The sequence below is a fragment of the Ferriphaselus sp. R-1 genome (assembly GCF_000746095.1).
Classification (GTDB): domain Bacteria; phylum Pseudomonadota; class Gammaproteobacteria; order Burkholderiales; family Gallionellaceae; genus Ferriphaselus.
Genome location: NZ_JQKP01000007.1, coordinates 24,347 through 50,222, shown reverse-complemented (window position 1 = coordinate 50,222; position 25,876 = coordinate 24,347). Strand labels below are relative to the sequence as shown.

Below are 25,876 nucleotides of genomic sequence, written 5' to 3'. Positions count from 1 at the left end.
TCGTACTCATGCATTTCGCCCGCAGCAGCGGCATCTTGCTCCATCCCACCTCGCTCCCCGGCGCTCACGGCTCGGGCGATTTCGGGGCGGCGGCCTACCATTTCGTGGACTGGCTGGCATCCGCCGGACAGACGTTGTGGCAGATCTTGCCGCTGGGCGGCATCGGCCCCGGTAACTCGCCCTACATGAGCAGCTCCGCGTTCGCCGGGAACGTGCTGCTGATCGACCTGGCCGAACTGCGCGAGCACGGCTGGCTGAACGAAGCCGAGTTGGTGCCCCATCCCGGCTTCCAATCGCATCGGGTGGATTACGGTCTGGTGCACCGCTTCCGCATGGACAGGCTGCGACTGGCCGCGCGCCGTTTCTGCGCCGCCGCAGCGCCCACCGATTACGCCGCTTTCTGTGCCGACCAGCATTCCTGGCTGGACGACTATGCCCTGTTCATGGCCCTGGCCGATCATCACGACTGGCAAGACTGGAGTGCGTGGGAACCGAAGCTGGCGCGCCGTGACAAGCGCGCCCTGGCCAAGGCTGCGGCCAGCCTGCATGACGAGGTCGAGTTCTGGAAGTTCTGCCAATGGTGCTTCTTCCGCCAATGGCACGCACTGAAGCAGTACGCCAACCAGCGCGGCATCCAGATCGTCGGTGACATCCCGATCTTCATCGCCTACCAGAGCGCCGAGGTCTGGGCGCGACAAGAGCTGTTCATCCTGGACCAGGATCGCCGCCCTGCGGTGGTGGCGGGCGTGCCGCCCGACTTCTTCAGCGCGACCGGCCAGCGTTGGGGTAACCCGCTCTACCACTGGCCCGCGCATGAGAAAGAGGGGTTCGCCTGGTGGATAGCCCGTATCCGCCAGACCATCGCGCTGGTGGACATCGTACGCATCGACCATTTCCGGGGCTTCGCCGGTTACTGGGAGATCCCCGCCAGCGAGCCGACCGCCATCCATGGGCGCTGGATGCCCGGCCCCGGCGCGAAGCTGTTCGAGGCCATCCAGCAGGCTCTGGGCAAGTTGCCCATCATCGCCGAGGATCTGGGCATCATCACGCCGGATGTCACCGCGCTGCGCGACCAGTTTGAGCTGCCCGGTATGCGCATCCTGCAATTCGCCTTCGGCGGCGATGCCAGCAACAGCTTCCTGCCGCACAACTATGCCCGCAACACCGTGGTGTACGGCGGCACCCACGACAACGACACCGCTATCGGCTGGTTCGAGGCCGCCACCCCGCATGAGCGCGCCTTCGTCTGCAGATATCTCGGCAGCGATGGCCAGGAGATCCACTGGAGCTTGATCCAGGCTGCATCGCAATCCATCGCCGACATCGCCATCCACCCTTTGCAGGATGTGCTGGGTCTGACTTCGGACTGCCGCATGAATCTGCCCGGTAAGGGCGAGGGCTACTGGGAATGGCGCTTCAGTTGGGATCAGGTGCAGCCCTGGCACGCCGAGCGGCTATACGAGATCACAGCAGTGCATGGGCGTTGTGCGATGGACCGGCTGAGCTTCTAGTCAACCGGCGACATTCCAGACTAGCGCAGCAATATCCTGAGCCAGGTCTTCCAGCAGAACAGGTTGGCCGGGTCGGCGGTCTCGTTGAACAGCGCCTCCAGACGGGTACGCATGTACTCACCCCGCGCGGCGCGCCGTACCAGCATGTTGGCCAGCCAAGGCCAGCGCAGCAGCAGTTCGGCTTTGCGGTAAGCCGCGTATTTGGGTCTGAGTGCGGCTAGGCTGGCGGTGTGGGCGGCGGCCACGGTGGCCCTCCCCTGAGCGGCGTGGGCCAGCAGATTCTCCGCCGCCAGCAGCCCGGTCTCCAGCGCCTTGCCTATGCCTTCGCCGGTGAGCGGGAAAGTGGTGCCTACACATTCGCCGGTCGCCAGCAAACCACCCTCGGCGAAGCGCGTCCCGTCCAGCCCGGTGCGCAGCGGCGCGCCCTTGAGCGGCGAGACCACTACTCCGTCACGCATCAGGTCGCGCGCCAGTGGCTGGTGAGCGATGAAGTGCTCGTAATCCCGGCGCAGGCCCGCGTTCTTCTCGGCACTGCCAAAATAGCCGATACCGATGTTGAACACGCCGTCGGGGCCGGGGAAGATCCAGCCGTAACCGCCGCGCACGCTGTGATCGAAGATGAACACCAACTGGTCGAAGTCGCGAGCCAGACGCGGGTTGCGTACATACTGGCGCACGGCGAAACTGCTCGCCGCATGGCGCTCCAACAACCCGGCGCGGGCGATGGGCGCGGCATGGGCACCCGTCGCCAGCAGCACCCAGGGCGCGCGCACGGCGACTTTGCCGCTCTCGGTCAGGAACTCCACGCGGTACAGCCGACCATCTTCGTCCCGGACCGATTGGAAATCATGGCCGGGCCGGAAATCCGCCCCGACTTCGCGCGCGGCCTCCAGCAACAATCCGTCCAGTTGCAAGCGCGGGACCACGGCGGTGCGGCCACGCACCGACACTGCGCTGCCGTCGAAACTGATGAGCCGCAAGGCGCGGGTCGGGTAGGCGAGCTGTTCGACCCGCGCGCGCAATCCCAGCGTATCCAGCGCCGCGTGCGCATCGGGGATGAGCGCATCGCCGCAGGTCTTCTCGCGCGGGAAGTCGGCTTTGTCATACAAGCCGACGCGCCAGCCGTTCTGGGCCAGCAGCCGTGCCGCTGCACATCCAGCCGGGCCTGCGCCAATGATGACGATGTCATGGTCTTGCCCGGTGCCGGGCGCGTCGTGGCTCACGCTTGCGCGCAGCAGAGCTGCTCCAGCCAGATTTCCACGCCCTGCGCTGGCGTGATACTGGTCGCCGGGATCGCTTGCCCCGCGCGCCATGCGGCGACGGCATCGCGTTTGCCCGTACCGGTCACCAGAAAGGTCACGGCGCGTGCCCGACCAAGTCGCTGGGCCGAGAGCGAGACGCGTTGCGGCGGCGGCTTGGGCGCATCGGATACCGGCATCGCATCCGGCGCAGCGGGCAGGGTGCCCCAGTTGTGACCGGGGAACAGGCTGGCGGTATGGCCATCCTCGCCCAGACCGAGCAGCACCAGATCGAACTCGCCCACGTCGGCCAGTGCCTGCGCATAGCGCCCCGCAGCCTCTGCCGGCCCCAGTTCGGCGGGGATGGCATGCACCTGTCCGGCTGGGATCGCGACATGGTCCAGCCAGGCCAGGCCCGCCATGCGACTGTTGCGTTCGGCATGCTCGGGCGGCAGGCAACGCTCGTCGCCGAACCAGACATGCCAATGCGCCCAGTCGGCGTGCGCCGAGCGCAACGCTTCGTACACCCGGCGCGGGGTGGTGCCGCCCGCCAGCACCAGATGGAACGCTCCACGCGCATGGATGGCCGCCTCCGCTGCTGTGAGAACGTGCTGCACCGCAGCCTGTTCGAGCTGGGTGGCTGTTGCAAATGTGCGCCAAAGGCAGAGTTGACGTGTGGGCATGTTGCTAGTCCGGTAAAATGCCCGGATTCTAACGGAAACGAAGGTCTTGAGATGCGCTTGGCGATGATCGGTTTGGGCAAAATGGGTGGCAACATGGTGCGGCGCTTGCGGCGCGGTGGTATCGAGGTGGTCGGCTACGACCGTTCGGCAGAGGTGGTGGCGCAACTGGCGGTGGAGTCCGGGATGCTTGCCGCCGCTTCGGTGGCGGATGCGGTCGGCCAGCTCGCCGCACCGCGTGTCGTCTGGCTGATGTTGCCTGCGGGCGCGCCGACCGAGCAGCAGATCACCGATCTGGCCGGGATGCTGGCACCGGGCGACATCGTGGTGGACGGCGGCAACTCCAACTACCACGACACTCAGCGCCGGGGTGCCTGGCTGGCTGAACGCGGTATCGGCTTCATGGATTCCGGCACCTCCGGCGGCGTGTGGGGGTTGGACAACGGTTACTGCCTGATGGTGGGCGCGACACCTGAAGTGGCCGAGGTGATGAAGCCGGTATTGCAGGCACTCGCCCCCGCACCCGATCGCGGCTGGGCCCACGTCGGCCCGGTCGGCTCCGGCCATTTCACCAAGATGATCCACAACGGTATCGAGTACGGCATGATGCAGGCTTACGCCGAAGGTCTGGACCTGCTGCGCGGCAAGGAAGAGTTCAACCTCGACCTGGCGCAGATCACCGAGTTGTGGCGACATAGCTCGGTGGTGCGCAGCTGGCTGCTCGACCTCACCGCCGAGGCCCTCAAGCACGACCAAAGTCTGGAGAACATCGCCCCGGTGGTGGCCGACTCCGGCGAGGGCCGCTGGACCGTGGTGGAGGCGGTGGATCAGGGCGTGGCCGCTCCCGTACTGTCGCTGGCTCTGCAGATGCGCTTCGCCAGCCAGGGCCAGACCGGTTACGCCAACCGGCTGCTGGCTACCATGCGCAACGCTTTCGGCGGTCACGCCGTCACTTCGACCCAAGGCAAATAATGAAAAAGATCGACCCCTGTACACTCGTGATCTTTGGTGCGGCAGGCAACCTGTCCCGCCGCAAGCTGATACCCGGATTGTTCCGGCTGGACATGGCTGGCCGTCTGCCTGAGGGCATGGTGATCCTCGGCTGCAGCATCGAGCCACGCAGCCGAGAAGCCTGGATCGACGAGGTCTGCCAGATGCTCGAACCGCTGTTCCCGAACGGTATGGACAGTACGGCCAAGGCCCGGTTCTGCGCCCGCCTGCACTATCAGCCCATCCTGCCGAACGACGAGTTGGCCTATGAGAAACTCAGCCAGCGTTTCGATGACCGCAGCACGTTCACCAGCAACATCGCCTACTACATGGCGGTGCGACCGACCGAGTTCCCGCGCATCATCGAGAGCCTGGGCAAGGTCGGCTTGCTGAAAGAGCACGCTGGCTGGCGCCGCGTGGTGATTGAAAAACCGTTCGGCTCCGATCTGCTCTCCGCGCAGTCCCTGCAAAAGACCTTGTACCGCCACCTCAACGAGCCGCAGATCTTCCGTATTGACCACTATGTCGGCAAGGGTACGGTGCAGAACATCATGGTGTTCCGCTTCGCCAATCTGATGCTGGAACCACTATGGAACCGTAACTACATCGACCATGTGCAGATCACCCATTCCGAGACGCTGGGGGTGGAAGGGCGCGCCGATTACTATGAGGGGGCCGGTGCGCTGCGCGACATGATCCAGAGTCATCTGCTGCAACTGTTCACGCTGGTGGCGATGGAGCCGCCGGTGAGCATGGCCGCCGAGCACCTGCGCGACGAGAAGGTGAAAGTGTTGAAAGCGGTGCGCCCGATCACCCAGAGTGCGGTCAATGCCCACGCGTTCCGTGGCCAGTACGCCAGCGGCCAGATCAACGGCCAGCCGGTGCCCGGATACCGCGAGGAGCCCGGCGTCAAGCCGGACAGCGTGGCCGAGACATACGCGGCACTCAAGTTGTACATCGACAACTGGCGCTGGGCGGGGGTGCCGTTCTATCTGCGCACCGGCAAGCGGCTGGCCGAGGGTGCTTCGGCGATCAGCATCCGCTTCAAAAATCCGCCGCAGGACCTGTTCCGCAACACCCGCTGTGACCCGTCACACCCCAACTGGCTGCTGCTGGGCATTCAGCCTAACGACTGCCTGAAGATGGAGATGAACGTGAAGGTGCCGGGGCTGGATCTCTCTACCCGCACCATCAGCCTGGATGCGGCCTACCGCAAGGACGACGACGTGGACAGCGATGCCTACGAGGGTCTGTTGCTGGACGTGATGGAAGGCGATCACTCGATGTTCCTGCGTTATGACGAGGTCGAATCGTCCTGGCGCGTGGTTGACCCGGTGCTCAAGGTGTGGGCGATGGAGCGCGAGTTCATCAACACCTATGCCGCTGGTAGCTGGGGGCCGCGCGGAACCTACCGCCTGTTCGATCGCGAGGACCAGTTCTGGCGTCACTCGCTGGAGATCGAAGGGGCCAATTTGCAGGCCTATTGAGCATGCCATGAGCCTTTTTCTCTCTGCCGACATCGGTGGCACCAAGACGTTGCTGCAACTTTCCGACGCGACGGGCGTATCGCTGCGGCAGCAGAGCTTTCCGAGTGCGCGCTATGCCACGCTGACCGCCATCCTCGGGGAATTTTTGGCCGAAGCAGGGCAGCCTGCCATCGCGGCGGCCTGTTTGGCGGTCGCTGGGCCGGTCTCCGGGCGGCGTGTCAAATTCACCAACCTGCCTTGGGAGGTCGATGCCGACCAGCTGGCGGCGCACTTCGGCATCTCCCGGGTCGTGCTCATCAATGATTTCGAGGCAGTCGGGCTGGGTATCGCCGCCTTGCGACCGGCAGACTTGCTCACGTTGCAAAGCGGCCAGCCACAGCCACACGGGGTGCGGCTGGCCGTGGGTGCGGGGACCGGGCTGGGGGTGGCTTGTCTGACCTGGCAGGGCAGCGGTCATGCCGTTCACCCTTCGGAAGGCGGCCACCTCGACCTTGCCCCGCAGAACGAACTACAGATCGAATTGTTGCGCTATCTGCAAGCCCGCCACGGCCATGTCTCCTATGAGCGCGTGGTCTCCGGCCCCGGTCTGGTGGCGATCCACGACTTCCTGCGCGACAGCGGCCATGCCACGCCTTCGGCGGTGTTGGTGCACGCCATGCAAACCTCCGATCCTGCGGCGGCGCTGACCCAGTCTGACGAGCCCATTGCACGGCAGGCGGTGGACCTCTTCATCGCCCTGTACGGCGCAGCCGTGGGCAACTACGCGCTGCTCGCCCTGCCGCGCGGCGGCATCTATCTTGCTGGCGGGATCGCCGCCAAGATCCTCCCGCGCATGCAGCAGGGCGATTTCCTCGCCGCCTTCCTGGCCAAAGGTCGCTATACCGAGCTGTTGCGTTCCTTGCCCGTGCATATCGTCACGCATCCCAACATCGGCTTGCTGGGTGCCGAACTGGCTGCCCGCGCGCCGGGTTGAGATTATCGTCGCCACCATGAAAAACGGGACGCTGAGCGTCCCGTTCTCGTTCGACGGTGTGTCGGCTATTTGACGATCTCTAGCAGCTTGTCGAAGGCCTGCACGAACAGCAGCAGTCCTTCGCTTTGCAATTGCTCACCCACCTCATCGAGATCGATGCCCATGGCAGCGAGTTGCGCGTGCTGAGCTTTGGCCTCATCCACGCCTTCCGTCACCGTGTCTGCGGCATGGCCGTGGTCGCGGAAGGCGGCCAAGGTCGCATCCGGCAAGGTGTTGATGGTCTCGGCACCGATCAGCGGCTCGACATAGAGTACGTCGGAATACGCGGCGTTCTTGGTGCCGGTGCTGGCCCACAGCGGATACTGCGGACGTACGCCGAGTGCGGCGAGGTCGGCGAACTCGGCACCGTGGAAGCGTGCCAGATAGTTCTGGTAGGCCAGTTTGCCGAGCACCACGGCGGCGTGGCCGCGTAGTGCCAAAGCCTCGGGCGTGCCGATGGCGGTCAGCTTCTGATCCACCAGCGTGTCCACCCGGCTCATGAAGATACTGGCGACGGATTTCAATACGCGCGGGTCGCCGCCGTTGGTGACCCAGCGTCGGGCACCGTTCACATAGGCCTGGGCTACCGCATCCTCGTGACGCAGCGAGAACATCAGGGTCACGTTGACGTTGATGCCTTCGGCGGTCAGGCGCTCGAAGGCACGCACGCCTGCCGGTGTCGCCGGGACCTTGACCAGCAGGTTGACCCGATCGACCTCGGCCTTCAGGCGGCGTGCGGCTTGTACCGTGCCTTCCTCGTCATCGGCCAGCTGCGGAGACACTTCGAGGCTGACGTAACCGCCGTCACCGGAGCTCGCATCGAACACGGCGCGCAGTTTGTCGCACGCCTCCTGAATGTCGGCGATGATGAGCTTTTCGTAACGCGCTTCGGCATCCAGCGCCGAGGCTTTCAGTGTCGCCAGTTCTTCCTGATAGTACGGGCTCTTGGACAGGGCGTTGTAGAAGATGGCGGGGTTGGAGGTCAGGCCGCTGATGCCGTCTTCGGCGATCAGTTTGTCGAGCTCGCCTTCGCGTAGCAAGGTGCGGGAAAGGTTGTCCAGCCAAAGGGACTGACCCAGTTTTTCGGTGTCGCGTAGTGCGTTTGCAGGCATTGATCTTTCCTGAACTGAACATAGGGGATGCCATGATGCGCCCGGTAGCTCGGCTCCGCAAGCGAGAAATCCAGTGATATTGTTCCTGCCCGGATCAATATTCCTGTTCCGCAGACCGGATTGAAAGCATAAACTAGCGCCCTGAATGCGACAGGCCGGGAGCTCGGCGACCTCTGGAGTGATTCCAATCCTGAGCCTGTACCCATCGTAACCAAGGATATTTTCATGCGAGTATTGTTTGCCACTTCCGAAGCAGTTCCCCTGATCAAGACCGGCGGTCTGGCCGATGTGAGCGGTGCCCTGCCTGCCGCCTTGCTCAAGCTGGGTGTCGATGTGCGCGTCCTTCTGCCGGGCTACCCGCAGGTGTTGCAGGCGCTTCCACCCATGCCCATCGTCGCTACCTTTTCCGGCTTGTTCGGATTCCCGGCGGCACGCCTGCTGGAGGGAAGTCTGCCGGGTGGTGTGCCTCTGTGGGTGCTGGATTGCCCTGATCTGTACCAACGTGGCGGCGGGCCTTATGTGGATGAGCGCGGGCAGGACTGGTCGGACAATCCGCGCCGGTTCGGCTTGCTGTCGAAAATTGCTGCGGTGCTGGGCAGCGACGAATCCCCCATGGCCTGGCGGCCCGACGTGGTGCATTGCAACGATTGGCAGACCGGCTTGATCCCGGCCTTCCTGCGCTATGCCCCCGGCGCGGCGCGCAGTGTCATGTCCATCCACAACATCGCCTTTCAGGGCGTGTTCCCCGCCCACTGGACCCCGGAGCTGGGGCTGCCCTGGGATTGTTACAAGGCGGATGGTGCGGAGTATTACGGCAACTTGTCGTTCCTCAAGGCCGGGCTGTATTTCTGCGACCATATCACCACGGTCAGTCCCACCTATGCCCGCGAGATTCAGACCGATGCGCTCGGTTTCGGCATGCAGGGGCTGTTGCAATACAAGAGCCACGCCCTCACCGGCATCCTGAACGGCATTGATTACGATGAGTGGAACCCGGCCACCGACCACCATCTGAGCGCCCATTACGACAGCCAGAATCTTGCTGGCAAGGCTGTGAACAAGGCTGAACTGCAGCGTCGCATGGGGCTTGATATCGATCCGGCGGTGCCGGTGTTCGGTCTGGTCAGCCGTTTCACCTACCAGAAAGGCATCGAGGTCATTCTGGAGATAGTCCCGCAATTGCTGGAGATGCCGGCGCAACTGGTGATGCTGGGTAGCGGTGATCCCGGCATCCAGAGCTGGGCGCAAGAACTGGCCTACCGTTATCCCGGCAAGATCGGTGTGCAGGTTGGCTTCGACGAGGGGTTGTCGCACCTGATCGAGGCCGGATCGGACTTGTTCCTGATGCCATCGCGTTTCGAGCCGTGCGGTCTGAACCAGATGTACAGCCAATGCTACGGCACGCCGCCTGTCGTGCATGCCACCGGAGGGCTGGTCGACTCGGTGGTTGATTGCACCGAGGCTACGCTGGCCGATGGCACTGCCACGGGTTTCGTCATCCACGGTCTGAGCGGTGCCACGCTGTCAGCCACGGTCCAGCGTGCGGTCGAGGCATATCGCGATCCTGCGGTCTGGAGTGCGCTGCAACTCAATGGCATGACGCGTGATTTCAGTTGGGGGCAGAGCGCCGCCGTTTATCGTGACATCTACCAGCGCGTGCTGGATCGCTGAAGGCACGAAAATTCGGCTTGACGGGCGCGCGGTTTCGGTTAAAATGCGCGTCCTTTGTAGGCGCGTAGCTCAGCTGGTTAGAGCACTACCTTGACATGGTAGGGGTCGTTGGTTCGAGTCCAATCGTGCCTACCAAAATTCAGGACGATGTCGTCCGAAAAAACCCCGCACAGCTCACGGCTCTGCGGGTTTTTTGTTGCCAATTCGTCCCGGTCCGATGCGGTCACGCAAAAAGGCCCACTGCTGTGGGCCTTTCTTGTTTTTATATACGTTCTATAAAAACGTACTGGTCAGAACGGGATGTCGTCGTCGAAGTTGTCGAAGCCGCTGCTCTTGGCCGGAGCCGGTTTGCTGGCTGCCGGTGCTGGGGCGGCTGCGCGTGGCGCGTAGGCGGGCTGGCCGTTGTCCACCACTTCGAAGTTGCCGGTGCCGCTTTTCTTGTCGCCCAGCATCTGCATCTGGTCAACGATGATCTCGGTGGTGTAGCGGTCTTGGCCGCTGTTCTTGTCCTGCCACTTGCGGGTCTGGATCTTGCCTTCGATGTATACCTGCGAACCCTTCTTCAGGTATTGCCCGGCGATCTCGGCCAGCTTCCGATAGAACACGAGGTTGTGCCACTCGGTCTTTTCCTGCTTCTCGCCGCTCTTGTCCTTCCAGTTCTCGGAAGTCGCCAGCGTGGCGTTGGTCACCGCCTCGCCGCTGGTCATGTAACGGGTCTCCGGGTCTTTGCCCAGACGGCCCACCAGTATCACTTTGTTCACCGACATCTCACTCTCCCTTGACTAGTTGTTCTACCGCCGATTCGTCGAATCCGGCCATCTCCACCTTGAGGCAGGCCATACCTTCGGCTGCCACCACCAACGCCTCGCGCACCCCGCTGAGTTGTGCCAGACGCTGCTGCAGGGCTGCGCCCTGCGCCTCGTTCAATGAGCCGAGATGATACATTTTTGTGCGCACGGCCGCAGGCGCTTTCATGCCACTGGCGACCAGCAGCCACAGCAGCAGCAGGCCGATGGCAAAGCCGAACACGGCGTTGCCGCCGGCGCTTTGCAACAACATGCCGCCCATCGCCGCGCCGAAGAAGGCGCCGAGGAACTGTACGCTGCTATACACGCCCATCGCCGTGCCCTTGGCCGACAGCGGCGCGATCTTGCTGATGAGCGAAGGCAGGGTGGCTTCCAGCACGTTGAAGGCGGTGAAGAACAGCAGCAGCGCCACCGCCACGCCCCACACACTGCCCTGCAACAGCAGCAGCGACAACTGCGCCAGCGCCGCCAATGCCACCGCGCCCATGAATACTTGTTTCATCTTGGCTTTCTTCTCGGCGATGATGATGGGCGGCACCATCAGTCCGAAGGCCAGCAACATCACCGGCAGATAGACTTGCCAGTGTTGCGCCACATCCAGCCCGTTGTTGCGCAACACGAAGGGGACTTGCATGAACACCGACATCAGAATGGCGTGCAGCGAGAAGATACCGAAATCCAGTCGCAACAGCTCCGGGTTGCGCAGCACCTCGTCCAGCTTGCTGGTGCTGGCCTCGGTGTCGGTGTGGAAGCGGGTGATCGCGGGCTGCGGGATGAGCCACAGCACCACCGCGATGGCGGCCAGCGACAGCACGCCGGTCAGCGCAAAGATACCGGGTACGCCGATGTGCTGGTACAACAGCGGCGACAGGATGAGCGAGATGGAAAAGGTGATGCCTATGGTCATGCCTATCATCGCCATCGCCTTGGTGCGGTGCTCCTCGCGCGTCAGGTCGGCGGTCAGCGCCATCACAGCGGCATTGATCGCGCCCGCACCCTGGATCACCCGTCCGGCTATGATCCAGTAGATGTTGTCCGCCGAGGCGGCGATGAAGCTGCCCAGCGCGAACAGCAGCAGGCCGACCACGATCACCGGCTTGCGCCCGAAACGGTCGGAAGCCCAGCCCGCCGGGATCTGCAAGATGGCCTGGGTCAGGCCGTAAGCGCCCAGCGCGATGCCGATCAAGAGGTGGCTTTCGCCGCCGGGAAGATGCTCGGCGTACAGCGCAAAGATAGGCAGGATGATGAACAGGCCCAGCATACGCAGGCCATAGATACTCGCCAGCCCCATACTGGCGCGGCGTTCGGCGGGGGTCATCTTTTCACTGGTGGCGGACATTCGGAGTTATCTTGACTGAAAGGGTCGCGCATTTTAGCAGGGCACTAACCCAAGCGGCAGACTTGTAGTCGTGCAAAGCGTGTCGAGGTGGTCATCAAAGCCTGACTCAGGCATACTTCCGCCCCGTTGGACTAAATTTCACCCGAGACTTCGCATGAAGAGATTCTTGATCCCCGTGGTCCTGGCCAGTGTGCTGACCGCTTGTGCTTCCACCGCCCCCTCGCCGGATGAGGTTCGCCTTGAGCGGGAACGTCTGGAGCGGGAGCATGCTCGCTTCGAACAGCGGCGTTTGGAGCAAAAACGCCAGGAGCAAGAGCGGCTTGAGCGCGAGCGCGCAGAGCGTGAGCGCATCGAGCGTGCCGAAAAGGAGCGCGCTGAGCGGGAACGTGTCGAACGTGCTGAGCAAGAACGTGCGGAGCAGGAGCGTGCCGAAAAGGAACGCAAGGATGCCGAGCAGCGCCTTATCCGCAAGAAGATCGAGGATGCACGCGATCGCCTGCATATGTAGCGCGGCTCCGGCACTTGGCCGGTCTTGGTCAAGAGGGTGACGCGGATGGCCTAAACCTCGTAAAATGCGTCCTTTAGCAAATCCGCCGGACCGAACGATGCAGAACCCTTCCCCGAAAGCCAGTCAGGGGCTGAGCTTTCAACAGATCATCCTCACCCTCCAGCAATACTGGGACAAACAAGGCTGCGCCTTGCTGCAACCCTACGACATGGAAGTCGGTGCGGGCACGTCGCACACCGCCACTTTTCTGCGCGCGCTCGGCCCGGAGCCGTGGAAAGCCGCTTACGTGCAGCCTTCGCGCCGTCCCAAGGATGGCCGCTACGGCGAGAACCCCAACCGTTTGCAGCACTATTACCAGTTCCAAGTGGTGCTGAAACCCGCGCCCGCCAACATCCTTGAGCTGTACCTCGGCTCGCTGGAGGCGCTGGGCTTCGACCTCAAGCAGAACGACATCCGCTTTGTCGAAGATGACTGGGAAAACCCGACGCTGGGCGCGTGGGGGCTGGGCTGGGAGGTGTGGCTGAACGGCATGGAAGTGACCCAGTTCACCTATTTTCAGCAGGTCGGCGGCATCAACTGCAAGCCCATCACCGGCGAGATCACCTACGGTCTGGAGCGCCTCGCCATGTATCTGCAAGGCGTGGAGAACGTGTACGACCTGACCTATGCGCCGGGCGTGAGGTACGGCGACGTGTTTCACCAGAACGAGGTCGAGCAATCCACCTACAACTTCGAGCACAGCGATGTCGAGTTTTTGCTGCACGCCTTCGGCAGCTACGAAAAACAGGCCAAGCATCTGATGGAAAACCAGCTCGCCCTGCCTGCCTACGAACAAGTGCTGAAAGCCGCCCACAGCTTCAACCTGCTGGATGCGCGCGGCGCGATCTCGGTGACCGAACGCGCCGCCTACATCGGCCGCATCCGCAACCTGGCGCGCAGCGTGGCGCAGAGCTACTACGAAAGCCGCGAACGGCTGGGCTTCCCGATGGCGCCGAAGGCGTGGGCCGAGGAAGTGCTGGCGCAGAATGCGAAGAAGGCGGCGTAATCATGACTACCAAGAATCTGCTCGTTGAATTGTTTGTCGAAGAACTGCCACCCAAGGCGCTGAAGAAGCTGGGCGAGAGCTTCGCCGCTACGTTGTCTGACAGCCTGAAGGCGCAAGGTCTGGCCGCTGCCGACAGCGCCGTGACCGCTTACGCTTCGCCGCGCCGACTGGCGGTGCAGGTCGCCAACGTCGCCGCCAAGGCAGCCGACAAGCCGGTGTCGCAGAAGCTGATGCCAGTCTCCGTCGGGCTGGATGCCAGCGGCAACGCCACGCCTGCACTGTTGAAGCGACTGGCTGGTTTGGGTGCCGGCGCGGAAGCGGTGGCGCAACTCAAGCGCGCACCGGACGGCAAGAATGAAGCGCTGTTCTACGACAGCCTGGTCGCCGGAGCGACGCTGGCCGACGGCCTGCAAAAGGCGCTGGACGAGGCGCTGGCCAAGCTGCCCATCCCCAAGGTGATGGGCTACCAACTGGCCGATGGCTGGAGCACGGTCAACTTCGTGCGTCCGGCGCACGGGCTGGTGGCGCTGCACGGCAGCGACGTGGTGCCGATCTCGGTGCTGGGGCTGACTGCGGGCAACACCACGCAGGGCCACCGCTTCGAGGCGGCCAACCCCACCGTGACGCTGAACAGCGCCGATAGCTACGCCGAACAACTGGCAACTGAAGGTGCGGTGATCGCCAGCTTCGAATCGCGTCGCGCCGAGATCGTGCGCCAGCTCAATGCCGCCGCCGACGCACAGGGCTTGAAACCGATTGAGGATGATGACCTGCTGAACGAGGTGACCGCGCTGGTCGAGCGTCCCAATGTGCTGCTGGGTCAGTTCGAGGAAGCCTTCCTGGAAGTGCCGCAGGAGTGCCTGATCCTCACCATGAAGGCCAACCAGAAGTATTTCCCGCTGCTGGATGCCAACGGCAAGCTGACCAACCAGTTCCTCATCGTCTCCAACATCCGCCCCGCCGACCCCAGTCTGGTGATTGGCGGCAATGAGCGCGTGGTGCGTCCGCGCTTGGCCGATGCGAAATTCTTCTTCGATCAGGATCGCAAAAAGACGCTGGAATCGCGCGTGCTGGGGCTGGCCAAGGTGGTGTACCACAACAAGCTGGGCACGCAGGGCGAGCGCGTGCAGCGCGTCTGCGCCATCGCCAAGGCGATCGGCCAGCAACTCGGCGGCGACACGCTGGCGCTGCAAGCTGAACAGGCAGCGCTACTCGCCAAGGCCGACCTGCTGACCGACATGGTCGGCGAGTTCCCCGAACTGCAAGGCATCATGGGCCGCTACTACGCCCAGCACGACGGCCTGCCGGACGACATCGCCTACGCCATCGAAGATCACTACAAACCGCGCTTCGCAGGCGACGAACTGCCACGCAATCCGGTCGGCCTCTGCGTCGCGCTGGCGGACAAGCTGGAAACGCTGGTGGGAATGTTCGGCATCGGTCAACTCCCGACTGGCGACAAGGACCCGTTTGCGTTGCGCCGCCATGCGCTGGGGGTGATTCGGATGCTGGTCGAACGAAAACTTGTCCTATCAATCGAGCAAATACTAAAAGCTGCCTGTAATGCCTTTCCTGATGGTCTGTTGCAACCGACATTTGATGAAGGAAGTGCCGTAGTTCCACTATGGGTCAAAATCCATTCTTTCCTACTTGATCGAGCTTCAGGCTATTTGAGAGATCGTGGTTACAGCGCACAAGAGGCGGACTCCGTTATTTGTTTGGCTGAACCAGCTGAATTCATCGCCCGACTTCATGCTGTTCGTCAGGCTCGTGAGAGTTTCCCAGCTGAATTGTCAGCACTTGCTTCAGCTGATAAGCGTGCACGAAATATTCTGAACAAATCAGGCGGAGCATCTGAATACATACTGACTGATGAGAATGTGCTGATTGAAAAGGCAGAAAAAATTTTACTTTCTAAGACTCGACAACTCAGAACTACTGTTGATGAGCAAGCGAGCAAGGGGAATTTTGATGAGGCACTATTTGCTACGGTGACGGTAAGCCAAGCAGTTACCGAATTTTTTGACACGGTCATGGTAAATGCTGATGTTGAAGAGTTACGACTAAATCGATTCCGGTTATTGCACGAGGTCGTTGGGTTAACTAACCGTGTTGCAAATCTTTCCAAGCTGGCAGCATGAGAAAACAGTCTTTAGGCGTAAGTCGGAAGTCTGCAGTTAACTGCCAGCGCCCCCCAACTTACGTCTTACGACTTACGTCTTGCGTCTTGCATCTTACGTCTCCCAACTGACCCTATGAAACTCATCATCCTAGACCGCGACGGTGTCATCAATTACGACTCCGACCAATTCATCAAATCGCCCGAAGAGTGGAAGCCCATTCCCGGCAGTGCGGAGGCGATTGCGCGCTTGTGCCAGGCGGATTATCGCGTGGTGGTAGCGACCAATCAGTCCGGCATCGCGCGCGGGCTGTTCGATCTGCCGACGCTGAACGCCATCCACGACAAGATGCACAAGACCGTGGCGCTGGCGGGCGGACGCATCGAGGCGGTGTTCTTCTGTCCGCACGGGCCGGAGGCCGATTGCCATTGCCGCAAGCCGCGTCATGGCATGCTGGAGGAGATCGCTTCGCGCTACAACACGAATCTGGCAGGCGTGCCCGCCGTGGGCGATTCGCTGCGTGATCTGGAGGCGGCGGTGAAGATGGGCGCGCAGCCCATTCTGGTACGTACCGGCAAGGGTGAACGGACGCTGGCCAAGGGCGGGTTGCCCGAGGGTACCCAGGTCTATGCCGATCTGGCGGCGGCGGTGGCGGAGCTGGTCTGAGATGGTTCTGCTGCGCTCGCTGATCTATCTGCTGTTGCAACTGGTGTTCACGCCGCTGTTCCTGCTGGTCGGGCTCTGCGTCATCCCGTTGTCGCCCATGCGGCGCTACGCCTACATCTCGAAGTGGGCGAAGATCTCGCTGTGGATGTTGCGGGTGGTGTGCGGCGTGCGCATGGAAGTGCGCGGGCGCGAGAACGTTCCCAAGGAACCCTGCCTGATCCTGTGCAAACACCAGTCGGCCTGGGAGACGATGGCGCTGCAGCTGGTGTTCCCGCCGCAGGTATGGGTGTTGAAACGCGAGCTGCTGCGCATCCCGTTCTTCGGCTGGGGACTGGCCATGACCAGCCCCATCGCCATCAACCGTGGCGAGACGCGCGAGGCGATGAGGACTTTGCTGCGCGAAGGCAAGGACAGGCTGGCGCGCGGTTTCTGTGTGGTGATCTTTCCCGAAGGCACGCGCGTGCCTTATGGCGAGCGCGGGAAGTACAAGATCGGCGGTGCCCTGCTGGGAGTCTCGGGTACTGCGCCGGTGGTGCCGGTGGCGCATAACGCGGGCAAGCTGTGGGGCAAGAACGCCTTCCTGAAATATCCCGGCCTCATCACCCTGAGCATCGGCCAGCCCATTTACCCGCACAAGGGCATGAAGGCTGACGAGTTGAACCGCCAGGTGGAAGAGTGGATCGAGGCGGAGATACCCAAGCTTCCCTGATGACGTGCTGCGCAGACTACGCCGCCTGAACGCCACTCCGCCGCCTGCCCCCGAGCAGCGCAGCATCGAACTGTCCGGACAGACCATACCCTATACCCTGAAGCGCAGTGCGGGCCGACGCAGCGTCGGTCTGCGCATCGACCATCGCGGGCTGACGGTCAGCGTGCCCATGCAGGCGAGCGACACCTGGCTGCATGGCGTGCTGCGCGAGAAGGCCGACTGGGTGGTGGGCAAGCTGGGCAGCTGGCAGTCGCGCCAGACCGTGACGCAAAGCTGGGCGGATGGCGAGGCGCTGCCATTCCGGGGCGAGACCTTGCGGCTGCGGGTGGTGGCGGGTCGCCGTCCCTCGGTAGCGCTTTCCGCAGATGAGTTGACCGTGCAGGTGGCCGACCCGGACAATGCCGCCGCCATCGAACGTGCCGTCACCGCCTGGTATCGGCGGCAGGCGGTGATGCTGTTCGATGAATGTGTGGCCTTCTATGCCGAGCGCATGGGCGTGTCGCCCAAGGAAGTGAAGCTCTCCTCGGCGCGTACCCGCTGGGGTAGTTGTACCTCGCGCGGCGTGGTGCGGCTGAACTGGCGGCTGGTGCGCCTATCGCTGGAGCTGGTGGATTACGTGGTGGTGCACGAACTGGCGCACCTGCGCGAGATGAACCATTCGGCGGCGTTCTGGAGGGTGGTGGAGAGCGCTTGCCCGGACTATGCGGAGCGGCGCAAGGCGCTCAAGCGGCACGCCCTGACCGAGTGAACGCGGGTTCGACTCAGTCCGACGTACACATGCGCTCGTCGGCTTCCTGATAGACCAGGATCGCCACGACCTTTTTTTCCACCGTCTCGCGGTCGCCACCCAATGTCAGGCTGTCGATGGCGCGGCGATAGCGGTCGCAGTGGCCGGTCTCATGCACCCGCCCGCCTATCTCCGCGATACTGGCTTGGGCGAAGCGCGGGTCTTTCAGCACGTCCTGGTATTTCGCCAGGGGGTCGACCGGGCCGCTGAGCTTGAAGTCGCCCAGGTAGTCCTTGCAGGCATTGTCCTGGCAGAGGCCGAATGCGGCGAGCACAACGGCGAGGACGGTCACTGTCCCGGTGGCGATGTAGTACTTGTTCAGCATCGGTCAGCCTTTCGGTGTCAGATACGTTTGGCCAACTCCGCTGCCTTGCCCAGGTAGGTCGCCGGGGTGAGGGCGGACAGGCGCTGTTTCTCGGCAGCCGGGATGTCCAGCGTGGCGATGAAGGCGGCCAGGCTGTCTTTGTTGATGCCGCCCTTGCCACGTGTCAGGTCCTTCAACTTGTCGTAGGCGTTCTCGATGTTGTAGCGGCGCATCACGGTCTGGATGGGTTCCGCCAGCACTTCCCAGCTATTGTCCAGGTCTTCCGCCAGACGTGCCGGATTGGCTTCCAGCTTGTTCAGCCCCTTCAGCAGCGACTCGTAGCCCAGCAGGGTGTAGCCCAAGCCCACGCCCATGTTGCGCAGCACGGTGGAGTCGGTCAGGTCGCGCTGCCAGCGCGAGATCGGCAGCTTCTCGGACAGGTGGCGCAGCAACGCGTTGGCCAGGCCGAGGTTGCCTTCCGAGTTCTCGAAGTCGATGGGGTTGACCTTGTGCGGCATGGTCGAGGAGCCGACCTCGCCCGCGATGACCTTCTGCTTGAAGAATCCCAGCGAGATGTAGCCCCACACGTCGCGGTCGAGGTCGATCAGGATGGTGTTGACGCGGGCGAACGCGTCGTACAGTTCGGCCATGTAATCGTGCGGCTCGATCTGGATGGTGTAAGGGTTGAAGGTGATGCCGCGCGCTTCCACGAAACGGCGCGCGAACGACTCCCAGTCCACGTCCGGGTAGGCGGAAAGATGGGCGTTGTAGTTGCCTACCGCGCCGTTGATCTTGCCCAGGATGGCGACATCGGCGATGCGGTCGCGGCCACGCTGCAAGCGGTACACTACGTTGGCCAGCTCCTTGCCCAGGGTGCTGGGCGTGGCGGTCTGGCCGTGGGTGCGGCACAGCATCGGCTGATCGGCCAGTTGCAGCGCCAGGTCGCGCAGTCTGGCGATGACCGCGTCCAGCATGGGCAGCATCACCTCGTCGCGGCCCGCCTTCAGCATCAGCGCATGCGACAGGTTGTTGATGTCTTCGGACGTGCAGGCGAAGTGGATGAACTCCAGCACGTTCGTCGTTTCGGGATGGGCGATGAGGTGGTCGCGCAGCCAGTATTCGATGGCCTTCACGTCGTGGTTGGTGCGCCGTTCTATGATCTTGATCTCATCGGCATCGTTTTCACTGAAGCGCTCCACCAGCAGATCGAGCAGTTCGAGGGTGGCGGCGGAGAACGGCTGCATCTCGACGATGCCACGCTCGGCGTTCAAGGCCTTCAGCCATTCGATCTCGATCAGCACACGGTTGCGGATCAGGCCGAACTCGCTGAAATGGCGGCGCAGTGCGTCAACCTTGCCGTGGTAGCGGCCATCGAGAGGGGACAGGGCGGTGAGGGTGGAAAGAGGAGTCATGGCGCAATTCAAGTGAAGAATCAAAGGTCGTATTTTACGTGAAAGCGGGAGGCGGATGGTTCAGCTTCTACTGCTTTCGATGATGCCGCCGCCCAGGCACACCGCGCCGTCGTAGGCCACCACCGACTGGCCGGGCGTGACTGCCCATTGCGCTGCAGGGAAGTGGAAGTGGATGCTGCCGTCCTGTGCGGCGATGCGGCAGTCTGCATCCTGCTGGCGGTAGCGGGTCTTGGCGGCGTAGTCGCGGCTAAGGTCAGGTGCTACGCCTGCAATCCAGTGCATGTCCAGCGCGGTGAGGTCGTGCGCTTGCAGCGCGGGGTGGTCGTGGCCCTGCACCACGATCAAGCGGTTGTGTGCCATGTCCTTGCCGCACACAAACCACGGCTCGCCGGTGGAATCCTTGCCGCCGCCTATGCCCAAGCCCTGACGCTGGCCGAGGGTGTAGAACGACAGGCCTTGATGCTGCCCGACCACCTTTCCTGCGGGAGTGACCATCTCGCCCGGCTGGGTCGGCAGGTAGCGGTTGAGGAAGTCGCGGAAGGGGCGTTCGCCGATGAAGCAGATGCCGGTGCTGTCTTTCTTGGCGTGGTTGTGCAGGCCGTACTGGCGAGCGATATCGCGCACCTGCGACTTCATCAGCTTGCCCAGCGGGAACATCGACTTCGACAACTGCGCCTGATTCAGCCGGTGCAGGAAGTAGCTCTGATCCTTGCTGGCATCCTCCGCCTTGAGCAACTGGAACAGGCCGTCTACCTCGCGCACCTGCGCGTAATGGCCGGTGGCGACGGCATCCGCACCCAGCTCCAGCGCATGGTCGAGGAAGGCCTTGAACTTGATCTCCGAGTTGCACAGGATGTCCGGATTAGGCGTGCGCCCGGCTTCGTATTCGCGCAGAAAGTAGCTGAACACCCGCTCGCGGTACTCCTGGGCGAAATTCACCTGGTCGATGGGGATGTCGATCACGTCCGCCACCGACACCGCATCCAGCAAATCCTGCCGCGAGGAACAGTAGTCGTCGGTATCGTCGCCCTCCCAGTTCTTCATGAACAGGCCGATCACCTCATAGCCCTGCTGCTTCAACAGCAGCGCGGTGACGGAGGAATCCACCCCGCCGGACATGCCGACGACGACGCGCTTAACGGCCATGACCCGGCTCCGTCATTCCCGCGCAGGCGGGAATCCAGTTAGTCGTCATTACTCCGCGTAGCGGACAACACCATTTTGACTCCGCTACGCGGAGACCTGCTTTGATTGCTGGATTCCCGCCTGCGCGGGAATGACGGAGTGGTTTATTCATAGTGCGTAATCAACTCCAGCGGATAGCGCTTGCCGGCGAGGTAATCCTCCACGCAGCGCAGGATCAGAGGACTGCGATGGCGCGCCTGCGTGGCGCGGATCTCGTCCACCGTCATCCACACCGCGCGCACGATGCCTTCGTCCAGCGTTCGTTCGGGGTGGTGGGCCAGAATCTTGCCGCAGAAGGCGAAGCGCAAGTAAGTAGTGCCGCCGTCCGGCGTGGGCCAGCGGTAGATGCCGATCAGGTGTTCGGGCGCGAAGTCGTAGGCGGATTCCTCCAGCACCTCGCGCGCCGCGCCCGCCGCCAGCGTCTCGCCCGGTTCCCAATGTCCGGCGGGCTGGTTGAAGCGCAGACCCTGGCTGGTCTGTTCCTCGACCAGCAGGAACTTGCCGTCCTGTTCCAGGACGGCGGCGACGGTGACGTTGGGTTTCCAGATCATGACTCAAGATCCATGGGCAAGCGGGGCGCGTATTGTACTACTGATACGAACCGACAGCTTTGGCGGCGGAAGCTGTGCGGGCGGCGTATGATACGGGCATGGAACGGCTCGACGCATTCATCTCCCGAATACCCAGGATCTACCTCGCGCTACTCGTGCTCGTCATGGAGTTCGGCTTGTTCTTCCTCGACAACTACGTCGGGCCGGACCTGCCGCTCTCGCTGCTGTATGCCCTGATGTCCCTGTTCTCGCTGCGCTACATCGACCGGGGATACGCCTATCTGATGGCCATTCTCGCGGCGCTGGGCAGGACGTATTCCATCTGGTTGTTCAATGCCGAATTGCAATTGCAGCCCAGCGCGGAGATATTCTTCTCCAATGCGGCATTGAACCTCCTGTTCTGCATTCTGATGGATGGGCAGATGTCCGCCCGGGCCAAGGCGGAAGCCGCGCTCGATGATCTGTCCAGGATGACGCAGGCCATCGTGCGCAAGGCCGACTCGGGGATCCAGGTTTTCGCGGCGGACGGGCAGTGTGTGCTGGCCAATGAGGCGGCGGCGGCAATCTTGGGAACGACCACCGAGCAGCTGTTGCACGAGAATCTGCGCCGGTTCTCGTCATGGCGCGAGACGGGGCTGATCCGGCTGGCGGACGAGGTGTTGCTCACCGGGGTGTCCGGTCAATACGAAGCGCAGATGCACACCAAGTATGGCCGCGACATCTGGTGTATCGCCACTCTGGGGCAGATCGCGCTACAGGACGGCGATTACCTGTTGCTGGTGTTCAACGATATCTCGAAGTTCAAGCATGCCGTGAGCGAAATGAGTGCTGCCCAGCAATCGGCCCAGCTGGCCCTGTTGCGGGCGAGCATGGCGGAGCGGCGCATCATCAGCATCAGCGAGGAGACGCAGCAGCGCATCGGACAGGAGCTACATGATGACCTTGGCCAGCAGCTGACGGGAATCGCCTTCATGACCCAAGTGCTGGTACAAAAACTGACCGCGCTGGGCTTGCGGGAAGAGGAGCGCGATGCGGCCAAGATCACCGGCTTGGTCAACAATGCCGTGGCGAAGACGCGACAGTTGGCGCACAGTCTGTACCCGGTGGAGTTGATGGGCTATGGCCTGCGCGAGATGCTGGGGCAGTTGAGCCGCGAGGTGAAGGCGATTTTCCAGCTAGAATGTGAGCTGTCGTTCGACGAATCCTGTGCGGTCGAAGACCCCGAGCAGGTGATCCACCTGTATCGGATATGTCAGGAGGCGATCAGCAATGCGGTCAAGCATGGCCATGCGAGCAGGATCGAACTGTCGGTGTCCCGAACCAACGAGGGGATCCAGGTCAAGGTCTGCGATAACGGGGTGGGCATGGATACGTCGAGACTGGAAGAAAGCAACGGCCTGGGGATGCATACGATGCGTTACCGCGCCGAGATGATAGGTGCCACGCTGGCCATTGACGTGTCTGTCGCCGGTGGTGTGAGTGTGGTGATCGAGTTACCGCAGAAACGGGGGGGACATGGAATACACTGAACAACACAAGGCACGCATCCTCATCGTTGATGACCATCCCATCGTGCGCGAGGGCATCTCCATGTTGATCAACCGCGAGCCGGAGTTGCAGGTCTGCCATGAGGCGAGCGACATCAAGCAGGCCACGCTGGCGAACAAGGATTGCCGGCATGACTTGGCCATCGTCGATCTGTCGCTGGCCGGGCTGTCCGGGTTGGACCTGCTGAAGAAACTCCACGTGGACTACCCCGAGTTGCCGGTGCTCATCATGTCCATGCACGACGAGGCGGTCTATGCCGAGCTGGCGCTCAAGGCCGGTGCGCGCGGTTACCTGATGAAGCAGGTGGCGACCAGCACCATCCTGTATGCCATCCGGCTGATCTTGCGCGGCGAGATCTACATCAGTGACCAGTTGCGTACCCGTCTGGTGCAAAAGATGACCGGCAGCAAGAAGGAGGCCTCGCCGATCAGCAGTCTGACCCCGACCGAATTCGAGGTGCTGCACCTGATCGGTATGGGTTTGGGGACTGCGGAGATCGCGTTCAAGCTGGCGCGCAGCTCGAAGACCATCGAATCGCACCGCGCCAACATCAAGCGCAAGCTCAATCTGAACTCAGCCAGCCAACTGACCCACTTCGCCATCAATCTGGTGTCGCCTATCGGCAGCGGAGGCGAGGGGCTGGGTTCAGGTCAACCCGGACAATAGTTCGTCACGCAACGCCTGCTGTCTCGCAGGCGTTGCCAATTCTGCCCCTGTGATCCAGAAGGTGTCCTCGGCACGGCTGCCCAAGGTGTTGATCTTGGCACTGCGTACCGTGATGGCGTGGCTGGACAGGATGCGCGCGATGCGCGCCAGCAGGCCGGGTCGGTCGCCCGCGACCAATGACAGTAGATGGCGGCCTTTCTCGTCCTGTTCGATGACGACCTCGGGCGCGATGGGAAAGTGCTTGAGTTGCCGGTTGATGCGTCCACCCTGCGAGGCCGGGGCGAGTGCGCTGCCTCGATCGATCTGCTGTGCCAACTCGTGTTCGATGTAACTCATCACATCGCGGTATGGGGTCGCATCGCCGGAAGCGTCCATCACCAGAAAACTATCCAGCGCGTAGCCATGCTGGGTGGTGTGCACCTTGGCTTCGACGATGTTGTAGTTCATGTCGGCGAAGAAACTGCAGATACGGACGAACAGCTGTGGCCGATCCGGACTGTAGACCATCACCTGTAGTCCTTCGCCGATACGGGCAAGGCGCGCCTTGACCACGGCTTCTGTGGTGTTGACGCGATGCGCCAGCAGGCGTGTGTGCCAGGCGATCTCGTGCGGTTCATGTTGCAGGAAGTAATCGCTTTCCAGTTGGGCCCACAGCAACTGGTAACTGTCGGGTGCGATGGCGTATAGCGCCAGGGTCTGGGACGCAGCCATCCGCGTCTCGCCCACCTGGTCGGCGGTTTTCCCCTCGCTGAGGTAGCGGCGTGTGGCGTTGAACAGGTCTTCCAGCAGCTTGCCCTTCCAGGCGTTCCACACCTTGGGGCTGGTGCCGCGCACGTCGGCCACGGTCAGCAGGTAGAGTGCGACCAGATGGCGTTCGTTGCGGATGCGGGCGGCGAACGCGGCGATCACGTCCTGGTCGCTCAGATCCTGTTTCTGTGCGATGGCGGACATCGCCAGATGTTGCTCGACCAGCCAGATCACCAGTTCGCGGTCTTCGTCACTCAGGCCATGCTGACGGCAGAAGCGGTCGGCATCGGCGCGTCCCAGCAGCGAATGGTCGCCGCCGCGCCCCTTGGCGATGTCGTGGAACAGACCGGCGATATACAACACCTCCGGGCGGGCGAAGTCGTGGATGAGTCGGCTGCACAAGGGGAACTCATGCGCCAGTTCCGGCAGGGTGAAGCGGCGCAGGTTGCGCACCACCATCAGGATGTGTTCGTCCACAGTGTGGATGTGGAACAGATCATGCTGCAACTGGCCGACGATGCGACCGAACGGCGGCAGATAGCGCCCGAGCACGTCCAGCCGGTTCATCAGGCGGAGTGCATGGGTCAGTCCTTGTGGCTGACGCAGGATGCGCATGAAGGCTGCGCGATTGTGCGGGGCGCGGCGGAACTGGGCATCGATGAGCGGGCGGGCACGCCACAGCGCACGCAAGGTGGAGGCTGCCAGCCCGGTCAGACGCGGGTGTTGTTGCAGCAGCAGGAAACACTCCAGTATGGCGGCAGGCTCGCGCTGGAACAGTTCCTCGTCGCGCGCTTCGAGCAGGGTGTCGCGGGCGATGAAACGCGCGTTCAGCGGATAGCTCGCGCCGCTTTCCGGGAACAGGCGGCTGTGCAACGCTTGCAGCAACACTTCGTTGAGCAGGCGCACCGCACGACGGGTGCGGTAGTAGCGCTGCATCAGCTGTTCGCTGGCGCGGCGGGCGCTGGGCGCGCGTATGCCCATCTGCTCGGCCAGCGCAGCCTGGTGATCGAACAGCAGCCGGTCTTCGCGTCGCCGCGCCAGATAGTGCAAGCGGATGCGTAAGGTCTGCAACAGCGCTTCGTGACGGGCAATGGCGCGCGCCTCGCTGGTGGAGATCAGCCCGGCAGCGGCCAGCTCGCGCCAGGTGCTGCCGCAACCGCTGGCGCGGCTGATCCACAGCACGGTCTGCAGGTCGCGCAACCCGCCGGGGCTTTCCTTCAGATTGGGTTCGAGGTTGTAATCGATGTCGAGGAAGCGGGAGTGGCGTTTGCCCTGTTCCTGTTGCTTGGCGAGGAAGAAGGCGCGGCGGTTGAGGTGGTCGCTCAGCGCCAGTCGCATCTCCTCGAACAGTCGCGGTGCGCCGGTGATCAGGCGCGCTTCCAGCAGGTTGGTCTGCACCGTCACGTCCGAGCATTCGGCCATACAGTCGCCCACGGTGCGGATGCTGTGGCCGACTTCCAGTCCGATGTCCCACAGGGTGCCGACCAGGTCGCGCAGGCGCTCCTGCAAGGCGGCATCGGGTTGCTCAGGCAGCAGGATCAGCAGGTCGATGTCGGACTTCGGGAACAGCTCGCCGCGTCCGTACCCGCCCACCGCCGCCAGTACCAGTTCGGGCGGCATGGCCAGGCTTTGCCATACCAGCCGCAGATGCTCGTCCACCAGTCCGGCATGGGCGCGCAGCAAGCGTTGCGGCGACATCGCCTGATCGGCGTAGCGACGCTGCAGTGCCTCGCGGGCGGCTTTCAGGCTGGAGCGGATGGCGGCAGGAGTCACGGAGCGTTC

General features: G+C 62.8%; 23 protein-coding genes and 1 tRNA gene. 14 read left to right on the top strand and 10 right to left on the bottom strand.

Annotated elements, in window-relative coordinates; translation table 11 throughout:
- Positions 1-8: 8 nt before the first annotated feature.
- Positions 9-1,511, top strand: coding sequence for a 4-alpha-glucanotransferase (malQ, locus tag DM08_RS06590; RefSeq protein ID WP_035383862.1), 1,503 nt, complete (start codon positions 9-11; stop codon positions 1,509-1,511).
- 20 nt (positions 1,512-1,531) lie between these two features.
- Here the strand turns inward: malQ and DM08_RS06585 are convergent, their stop codons facing one another.
- Together DM08_RS06585 and pgl are read right to left on the bottom strand one after the other, a co-directional pair.
- Complete coding sequence (locus tag DM08_RS06585; RefSeq protein WP_081908807.1) at positions 1,532-2,824, bottom strand: NAD(P)/FAD-dependent oxidoreductase; 1,293 nt, start codon at positions 2,822-2,824, stop codon at positions 1,532-1,534.
- Positions 2,731-3,432: a 6-phosphogluconolactonase gene (gene pgl, locus DM08_RS06580; RefSeq protein WP_035383861.1), complete on the bottom strand. Its 702-nt coding sequence runs from the start codon at positions 3,430-3,432 to the stop codon at positions 2,731-2,733. Before pgl ends, DM08_RS06585 begins: the two co-directional genes overlap by 94 nt.
- A 51-nt stretch (positions 3,433-3,483) precedes the next feature.
- Here pgl and gnd point away from each other — a divergent pair, with 51 nt between their 5' ends.
- Genes gnd through DM08_RS06565 form a run of 3 tightly spaced genes read left to right on the top strand, consistent with a single transcriptional unit; the run spans position 3,484 to position 6,879 of the window.
- A complete protein-coding gene (gnd, locus tag DM08_RS06575) occupies positions 3,484-4,401 on the top strand; it encodes a phosphogluconate dehydrogenase (NAD(+)-dependent, decarboxylating) (protein ID WP_035383860.1) in 918 nt (305 codons plus the stop codon).
- A complete protein-coding gene (gene zwf, locus DM08_RS06570) occupies positions 4,401-5,906 on the top strand; it encodes a glucose-6-phosphate dehydrogenase (RefSeq protein WP_035383859.1) in 1,506 nt (501 codons plus the stop codon). The genes gnd and zwf overlap by 1 nt, the downstream gene beginning before the upstream one ends.
- Positions 5,907-5,913: 7 nt before the next feature.
- On the top strand, positions 5,914-6,879 hold the full coding sequence (locus tag DM08_RS06565) for a glucokinase (protein WP_035383858.1): 966 nt from the start codon (positions 5,914-5,916) through the stop codon (positions 6,877-6,879).
- A 65-nt stretch (positions 6,880-6,944) separates the two neighbouring features.
- Here the strand turns inward: DM08_RS06565 and tal are convergent, their stop codons facing one another.
- The gene (gene tal / locus DM08_RS06560) at positions 6,945-8,030 is read right to left on the bottom strand and encodes a transaldolase (RefSeq protein WP_035383857.1); all 1,086 of its coding nucleotides are present in this window, start codon (positions 8,028-8,030) and stop codon (positions 6,945-6,947) included.
- A 225-nt stretch (positions 8,031-8,255) separates the two neighbouring features.
- Between tal and glgA the strand changes: the two genes are divergently transcribed.
- Both glgA and DM08_RS06550 read left to right on the top strand, forming a co-directional pair.
- Positions 8,256-9,701 carry a glycogen synthase GlgA gene (gene glgA, locus DM08_RS06555; protein ID WP_035383856.1) on the top strand — a complete coding sequence of 482 codons (1,446 nt, stop codon included), beginning with the start codon at positions 8,256-8,258 and terminating at the stop codon, positions 9,699-9,701.
- A gap of 58 nt (positions 9,702-9,759) precedes the next feature.
- A tRNA-Val gene (locus tag DM08_RS06550) sits at positions 9,760-9,836 on the top strand.
- A gap of 155 nt (positions 9,837-9,991) precedes the next feature.
- Here the strand turns inward: DM08_RS06550 and ssb are convergent.
- Both ssb and DM08_RS06540 read right to left on the bottom strand, forming a co-directional pair.
- Positions 9,992-10,468, bottom strand: coding sequence for a single-stranded DNA-binding protein (ssb, locus tag DM08_RS06545; protein WP_035383855.1), 477 nt, complete (start codon positions 10,466-10,468; stop codon positions 9,992-9,994).
- 1 nt (position 10,469) lies between these two features.
- Positions 10,470-11,846 (bottom strand): MFS transporter, encoded by a 1,377-nt coding sequence (locus DM08_RS06540; protein ID WP_081908806.1) that lies wholly within the window; start codon positions 11,844-11,846, stop codon positions 10,470-10,472.
- Between the two features lie 154 nt (positions 11,847-12,000).
- Here DM08_RS06540 and DM08_RS06535 point away from each other — a divergent pair, with 154 nt between their 5' ends.
- The 6 genes from DM08_RS06535 to DM08_RS06510 all read left to right on the top strand — a co-directional run bounded on the left by DM08_RS06535 (position 12,001) and on the right by DM08_RS06510 (position 17,642).
- A complete protein-coding gene (locus DM08_RS06535) occupies positions 12,001-12,354 on the top strand; it encodes a hypothetical protein (protein WP_035383854.1) in 354 nt (117 codons plus the stop codon).
- A 97-nt stretch (positions 12,355-12,451) separates the two neighbouring features.
- Complete coding sequence (gene glyQ, locus DM08_RS06530; RefSeq protein ID WP_035383853.1) at positions 12,452-13,399, top strand: glycine--tRNA ligase subunit alpha; 948 nt, start codon at positions 12,452-12,454, stop codon at positions 13,397-13,399.
- A gap of 2 nt (positions 13,400-13,401) precedes the next feature.
- Positions 13,402-15,540: a glycine--tRNA ligase subunit beta gene (glyS, locus tag DM08_RS06525; RefSeq protein WP_035383852.1), complete on the top strand. Its 2,139-nt coding sequence runs from the start codon at positions 13,402-13,404 to the stop codon at positions 15,538-15,540.
- Between the two features lie 114 nt (positions 15,541-15,654).
- Positions 15,655-16,185, top strand: coding sequence for a D-glycero-beta-D-manno-heptose 1,7-bisphosphate 7-phosphatase (gmhB, locus tag DM08_RS06520; RefSeq protein ID WP_035383851.1), 531 nt, complete (start codon positions 15,655-15,657; stop codon positions 16,183-16,185).
- A 1-nt stretch (position 16,186) separates the two neighbouring features.
- Positions 16,187-16,894, top strand: coding sequence for a lysophospholipid acyltransferase family protein (locus tag DM08_RS06515; RefSeq protein WP_035383850.1), 708 nt, complete (start codon positions 16,187-16,189; stop codon positions 16,892-16,894).
- Positions 16,895-16,898: 4 nt separating this feature from the next.
- Positions 16,899-17,642, top strand: a complete 744-nt coding sequence (locus DM08_RS06510) for a M48 family metallopeptidase (RefSeq protein ID WP_051937868.1) — start codon at positions 16,899-16,901, stop codon at positions 17,640-17,642.
- 13 nt (positions 17,643-17,655) lie between these two features.
- Here DM08_RS06510 and DM08_RS06505 read toward each other — a convergent pair whose 3' ends face one another.
- The 4 genes from DM08_RS06505 to DM08_RS06490 all read right to left on the bottom strand — a co-directional run bounded on the left by DM08_RS06505 (position 17,656) and on the right by DM08_RS06490 (position 21,133).
- Entirely contained in the window at positions 17,656-18,006 is a 351-nt protein-coding gene (locus tag DM08_RS06505) for a hypothetical protein (RefSeq protein ID WP_035383849.1), read from the bottom strand.
- Between the two features lie 17 nt (positions 18,007-18,023).
- Entirely contained in the window at positions 18,024-19,397 is a 1,374-nt protein-coding gene (gene purB, locus DM08_RS06500; protein WP_035383848.1) for an adenylosuccinate lyase, read from the bottom strand.
- Positions 19,398-19,457: 60 nt separating this feature from the next.
- Positions 19,458-20,543 (bottom strand): tRNA 2-thiouridine(34) synthase MnmA, encoded by a 1,086-nt coding sequence (gene mnmA, locus DM08_RS06495; RefSeq protein WP_035383847.1) that lies wholly within the window; start codon positions 20,541-20,543, stop codon positions 19,458-19,460.
- A 143-nt stretch (positions 20,544-20,686) separates the two neighbouring features.
- Positions 20,687-21,133 (bottom strand): NUDIX hydrolase, encoded by a 447-nt coding sequence (locus DM08_RS06490; protein ID WP_035383846.1) that lies wholly within the window; start codon positions 21,131-21,133, stop codon positions 20,687-20,689.
- Between the two features lie 98 nt (positions 21,134-21,231).
- On the opposite strand from DM08_RS06490, the gene DM08_RS06485 reads away from it, so the two are divergent.
- Both DM08_RS06485 and DM08_RS06480 read left to right on the top strand, forming a co-directional pair.
- Positions 21,232-22,662: a PAS domain-containing sensor histidine kinase gene (locus DM08_RS06485; RefSeq protein ID WP_081908805.1), complete on the top strand. Its 1,431-nt coding sequence runs from the start codon at positions 21,232-21,234 to the stop codon at positions 22,660-22,662.
- Positions 22,649-23,347, top strand: a complete 699-nt coding sequence (locus DM08_RS06480; RefSeq protein WP_051937866.1) for a response regulator — start codon at positions 22,649-22,651, stop codon at positions 23,345-23,347. Before DM08_RS06485 ends, DM08_RS06480 begins: the two co-directional genes overlap by 14 nt.
- Here the strand turns inward: DM08_RS06480 and DM08_RS06475 are convergent.
- A complete protein-coding gene (locus tag DM08_RS06475) occupies positions 23,327-25,867 on the bottom strand; it encodes a [protein-PII] uridylyltransferase (protein WP_035383844.1) in 2,541 nt (846 codons plus the stop codon). The genes DM08_RS06480 and DM08_RS06475 overlap by 21 nt on opposite strands.
- Between the last annotated feature and the right edge of the window lie 9 nt (positions 25,868-25,876).

Excerpts from the sequence above, each read along its gene's own strand:
- malQ (WP_035383862.1), top strand. The coding sequence starts at position 9 with ATGCATTTCGCCCGCAGCAGCGGCATCTTGCTCCATCCCACCTCGCTC.
- DM08_RS06585 (WP_081908807.1), bottom strand. The coding sequence starts at position 2,824 with ATGGCGCGCGGGGCAAGCGATCCCGGCGACCAGTATCACGCCAGCGCA.
- pgl (WP_035383861.1), bottom strand. The coding sequence starts at position 3,432 with ATGCCCACACGTCAACTCTGCCTTTGGCGCACATTTGCAACAGCCACC.
- gnd (WP_035383860.1), top strand. The coding sequence starts at position 3,484 with ATGCGCTTGGCGATGATCGGTTTGGGCAAAATGGGTGGCAACATGGTG.
- zwf (WP_035383859.1), top strand. The coding sequence starts at position 4,401 with ATGAAAAAGATCGACCCCTGTACACTCGTGATCTTTGGTGCGGCAGGC.
- DM08_RS06565 (WP_035383858.1), top strand. The coding sequence starts at position 5,914 with ATGAGCCTTTTTCTCTCTGCCGACATCGGTGGCACCAAGACGTTGCTG.
- tal (WP_035383857.1), bottom strand. The coding sequence starts at position 8,030 with ATGCCTGCAAACGCACTACGCGACACCGAAAAACTGGGTCAGTCCCTT.
- glgA (WP_035383856.1), top strand. The coding sequence starts at position 8,256 with ATGCGAGTATTGTTTGCCACTTCCGAAGCAGTTCCCCTGATCAAGACC.
- ssb (WP_035383855.1), bottom strand. The coding sequence starts at position 10,468 with ATGTCGGTGAACAAAGTGATACTGGTGGGCCGTCTGGGCAAAGACCCG.
- DM08_RS06540 (WP_081908806.1), bottom strand. The coding sequence starts at position 11,846 with ATGTCCGCCACCAGTGAAAAGATGACCCCCGCCGAACGCCGCGCCAGT.
- DM08_RS06535 (WP_035383854.1), top strand. The coding sequence starts at position 12,001 with ATGAAGAGATTCTTGATCCCCGTGGTCCTGGCCAGTGTGCTGACCGCT.
- glyQ (WP_035383853.1), top strand. The coding sequence starts at position 12,452 with ATGCAGAACCCTTCCCCGAAAGCCAGTCAGGGGCTGAGCTTTCAACAG.
- glyS (WP_035383852.1), top strand. The coding sequence starts at position 13,402 with ATGACTACCAAGAATCTGCTCGTTGAATTGTTTGTCGAAGAACTGCCA.
- gmhB (WP_035383851.1), top strand. The coding sequence starts at position 15,655 with ATGAAACTCATCATCCTAGACCGCGACGGTGTCATCAATTACGACTCC.
- DM08_RS06515 (WP_035383850.1), top strand. The coding sequence starts at position 16,187 with ATGGTTCTGCTGCGCTCGCTGATCTATCTGCTGTTGCAACTGGTGTTC.
- DM08_RS06505 (WP_035383849.1), bottom strand. The coding sequence starts at position 18,006 with ATGCTGAACAAGTACTACATCGCCACCGGGACAGTGACCGTCCTCGCC.
- purB (WP_035383848.1), bottom strand. The coding sequence starts at position 19,397 with ATGACTCCTCTTTCCACCCTCACCGCCCTGTCCCCTCTCGATGGCCGC.
- mnmA (WP_035383847.1), bottom strand. The coding sequence starts at position 20,543 with ATGGCCGTTAAGCGCGTCGTCGTCGGCATGTCCGGCGGGGTGGATTCC.
- DM08_RS06490 (WP_035383846.1), bottom strand. The coding sequence starts at position 21,133 with ATGATCTGGAAACCCAACGTCACCGTCGCCGCCGTCCTGGAACAGGAC.
- DM08_RS06485 (WP_081908805.1), top strand. The coding sequence starts at position 21,232 with ATGGAACGGCTCGACGCATTCATCTCCCGAATACCCAGGATCTACCTC.
- DM08_RS06480 (WP_051937866.1), top strand. The coding sequence starts at position 22,649 with ATGGAATACACTGAACAACACAAGGCACGCATCCTCATCGTTGATGAC.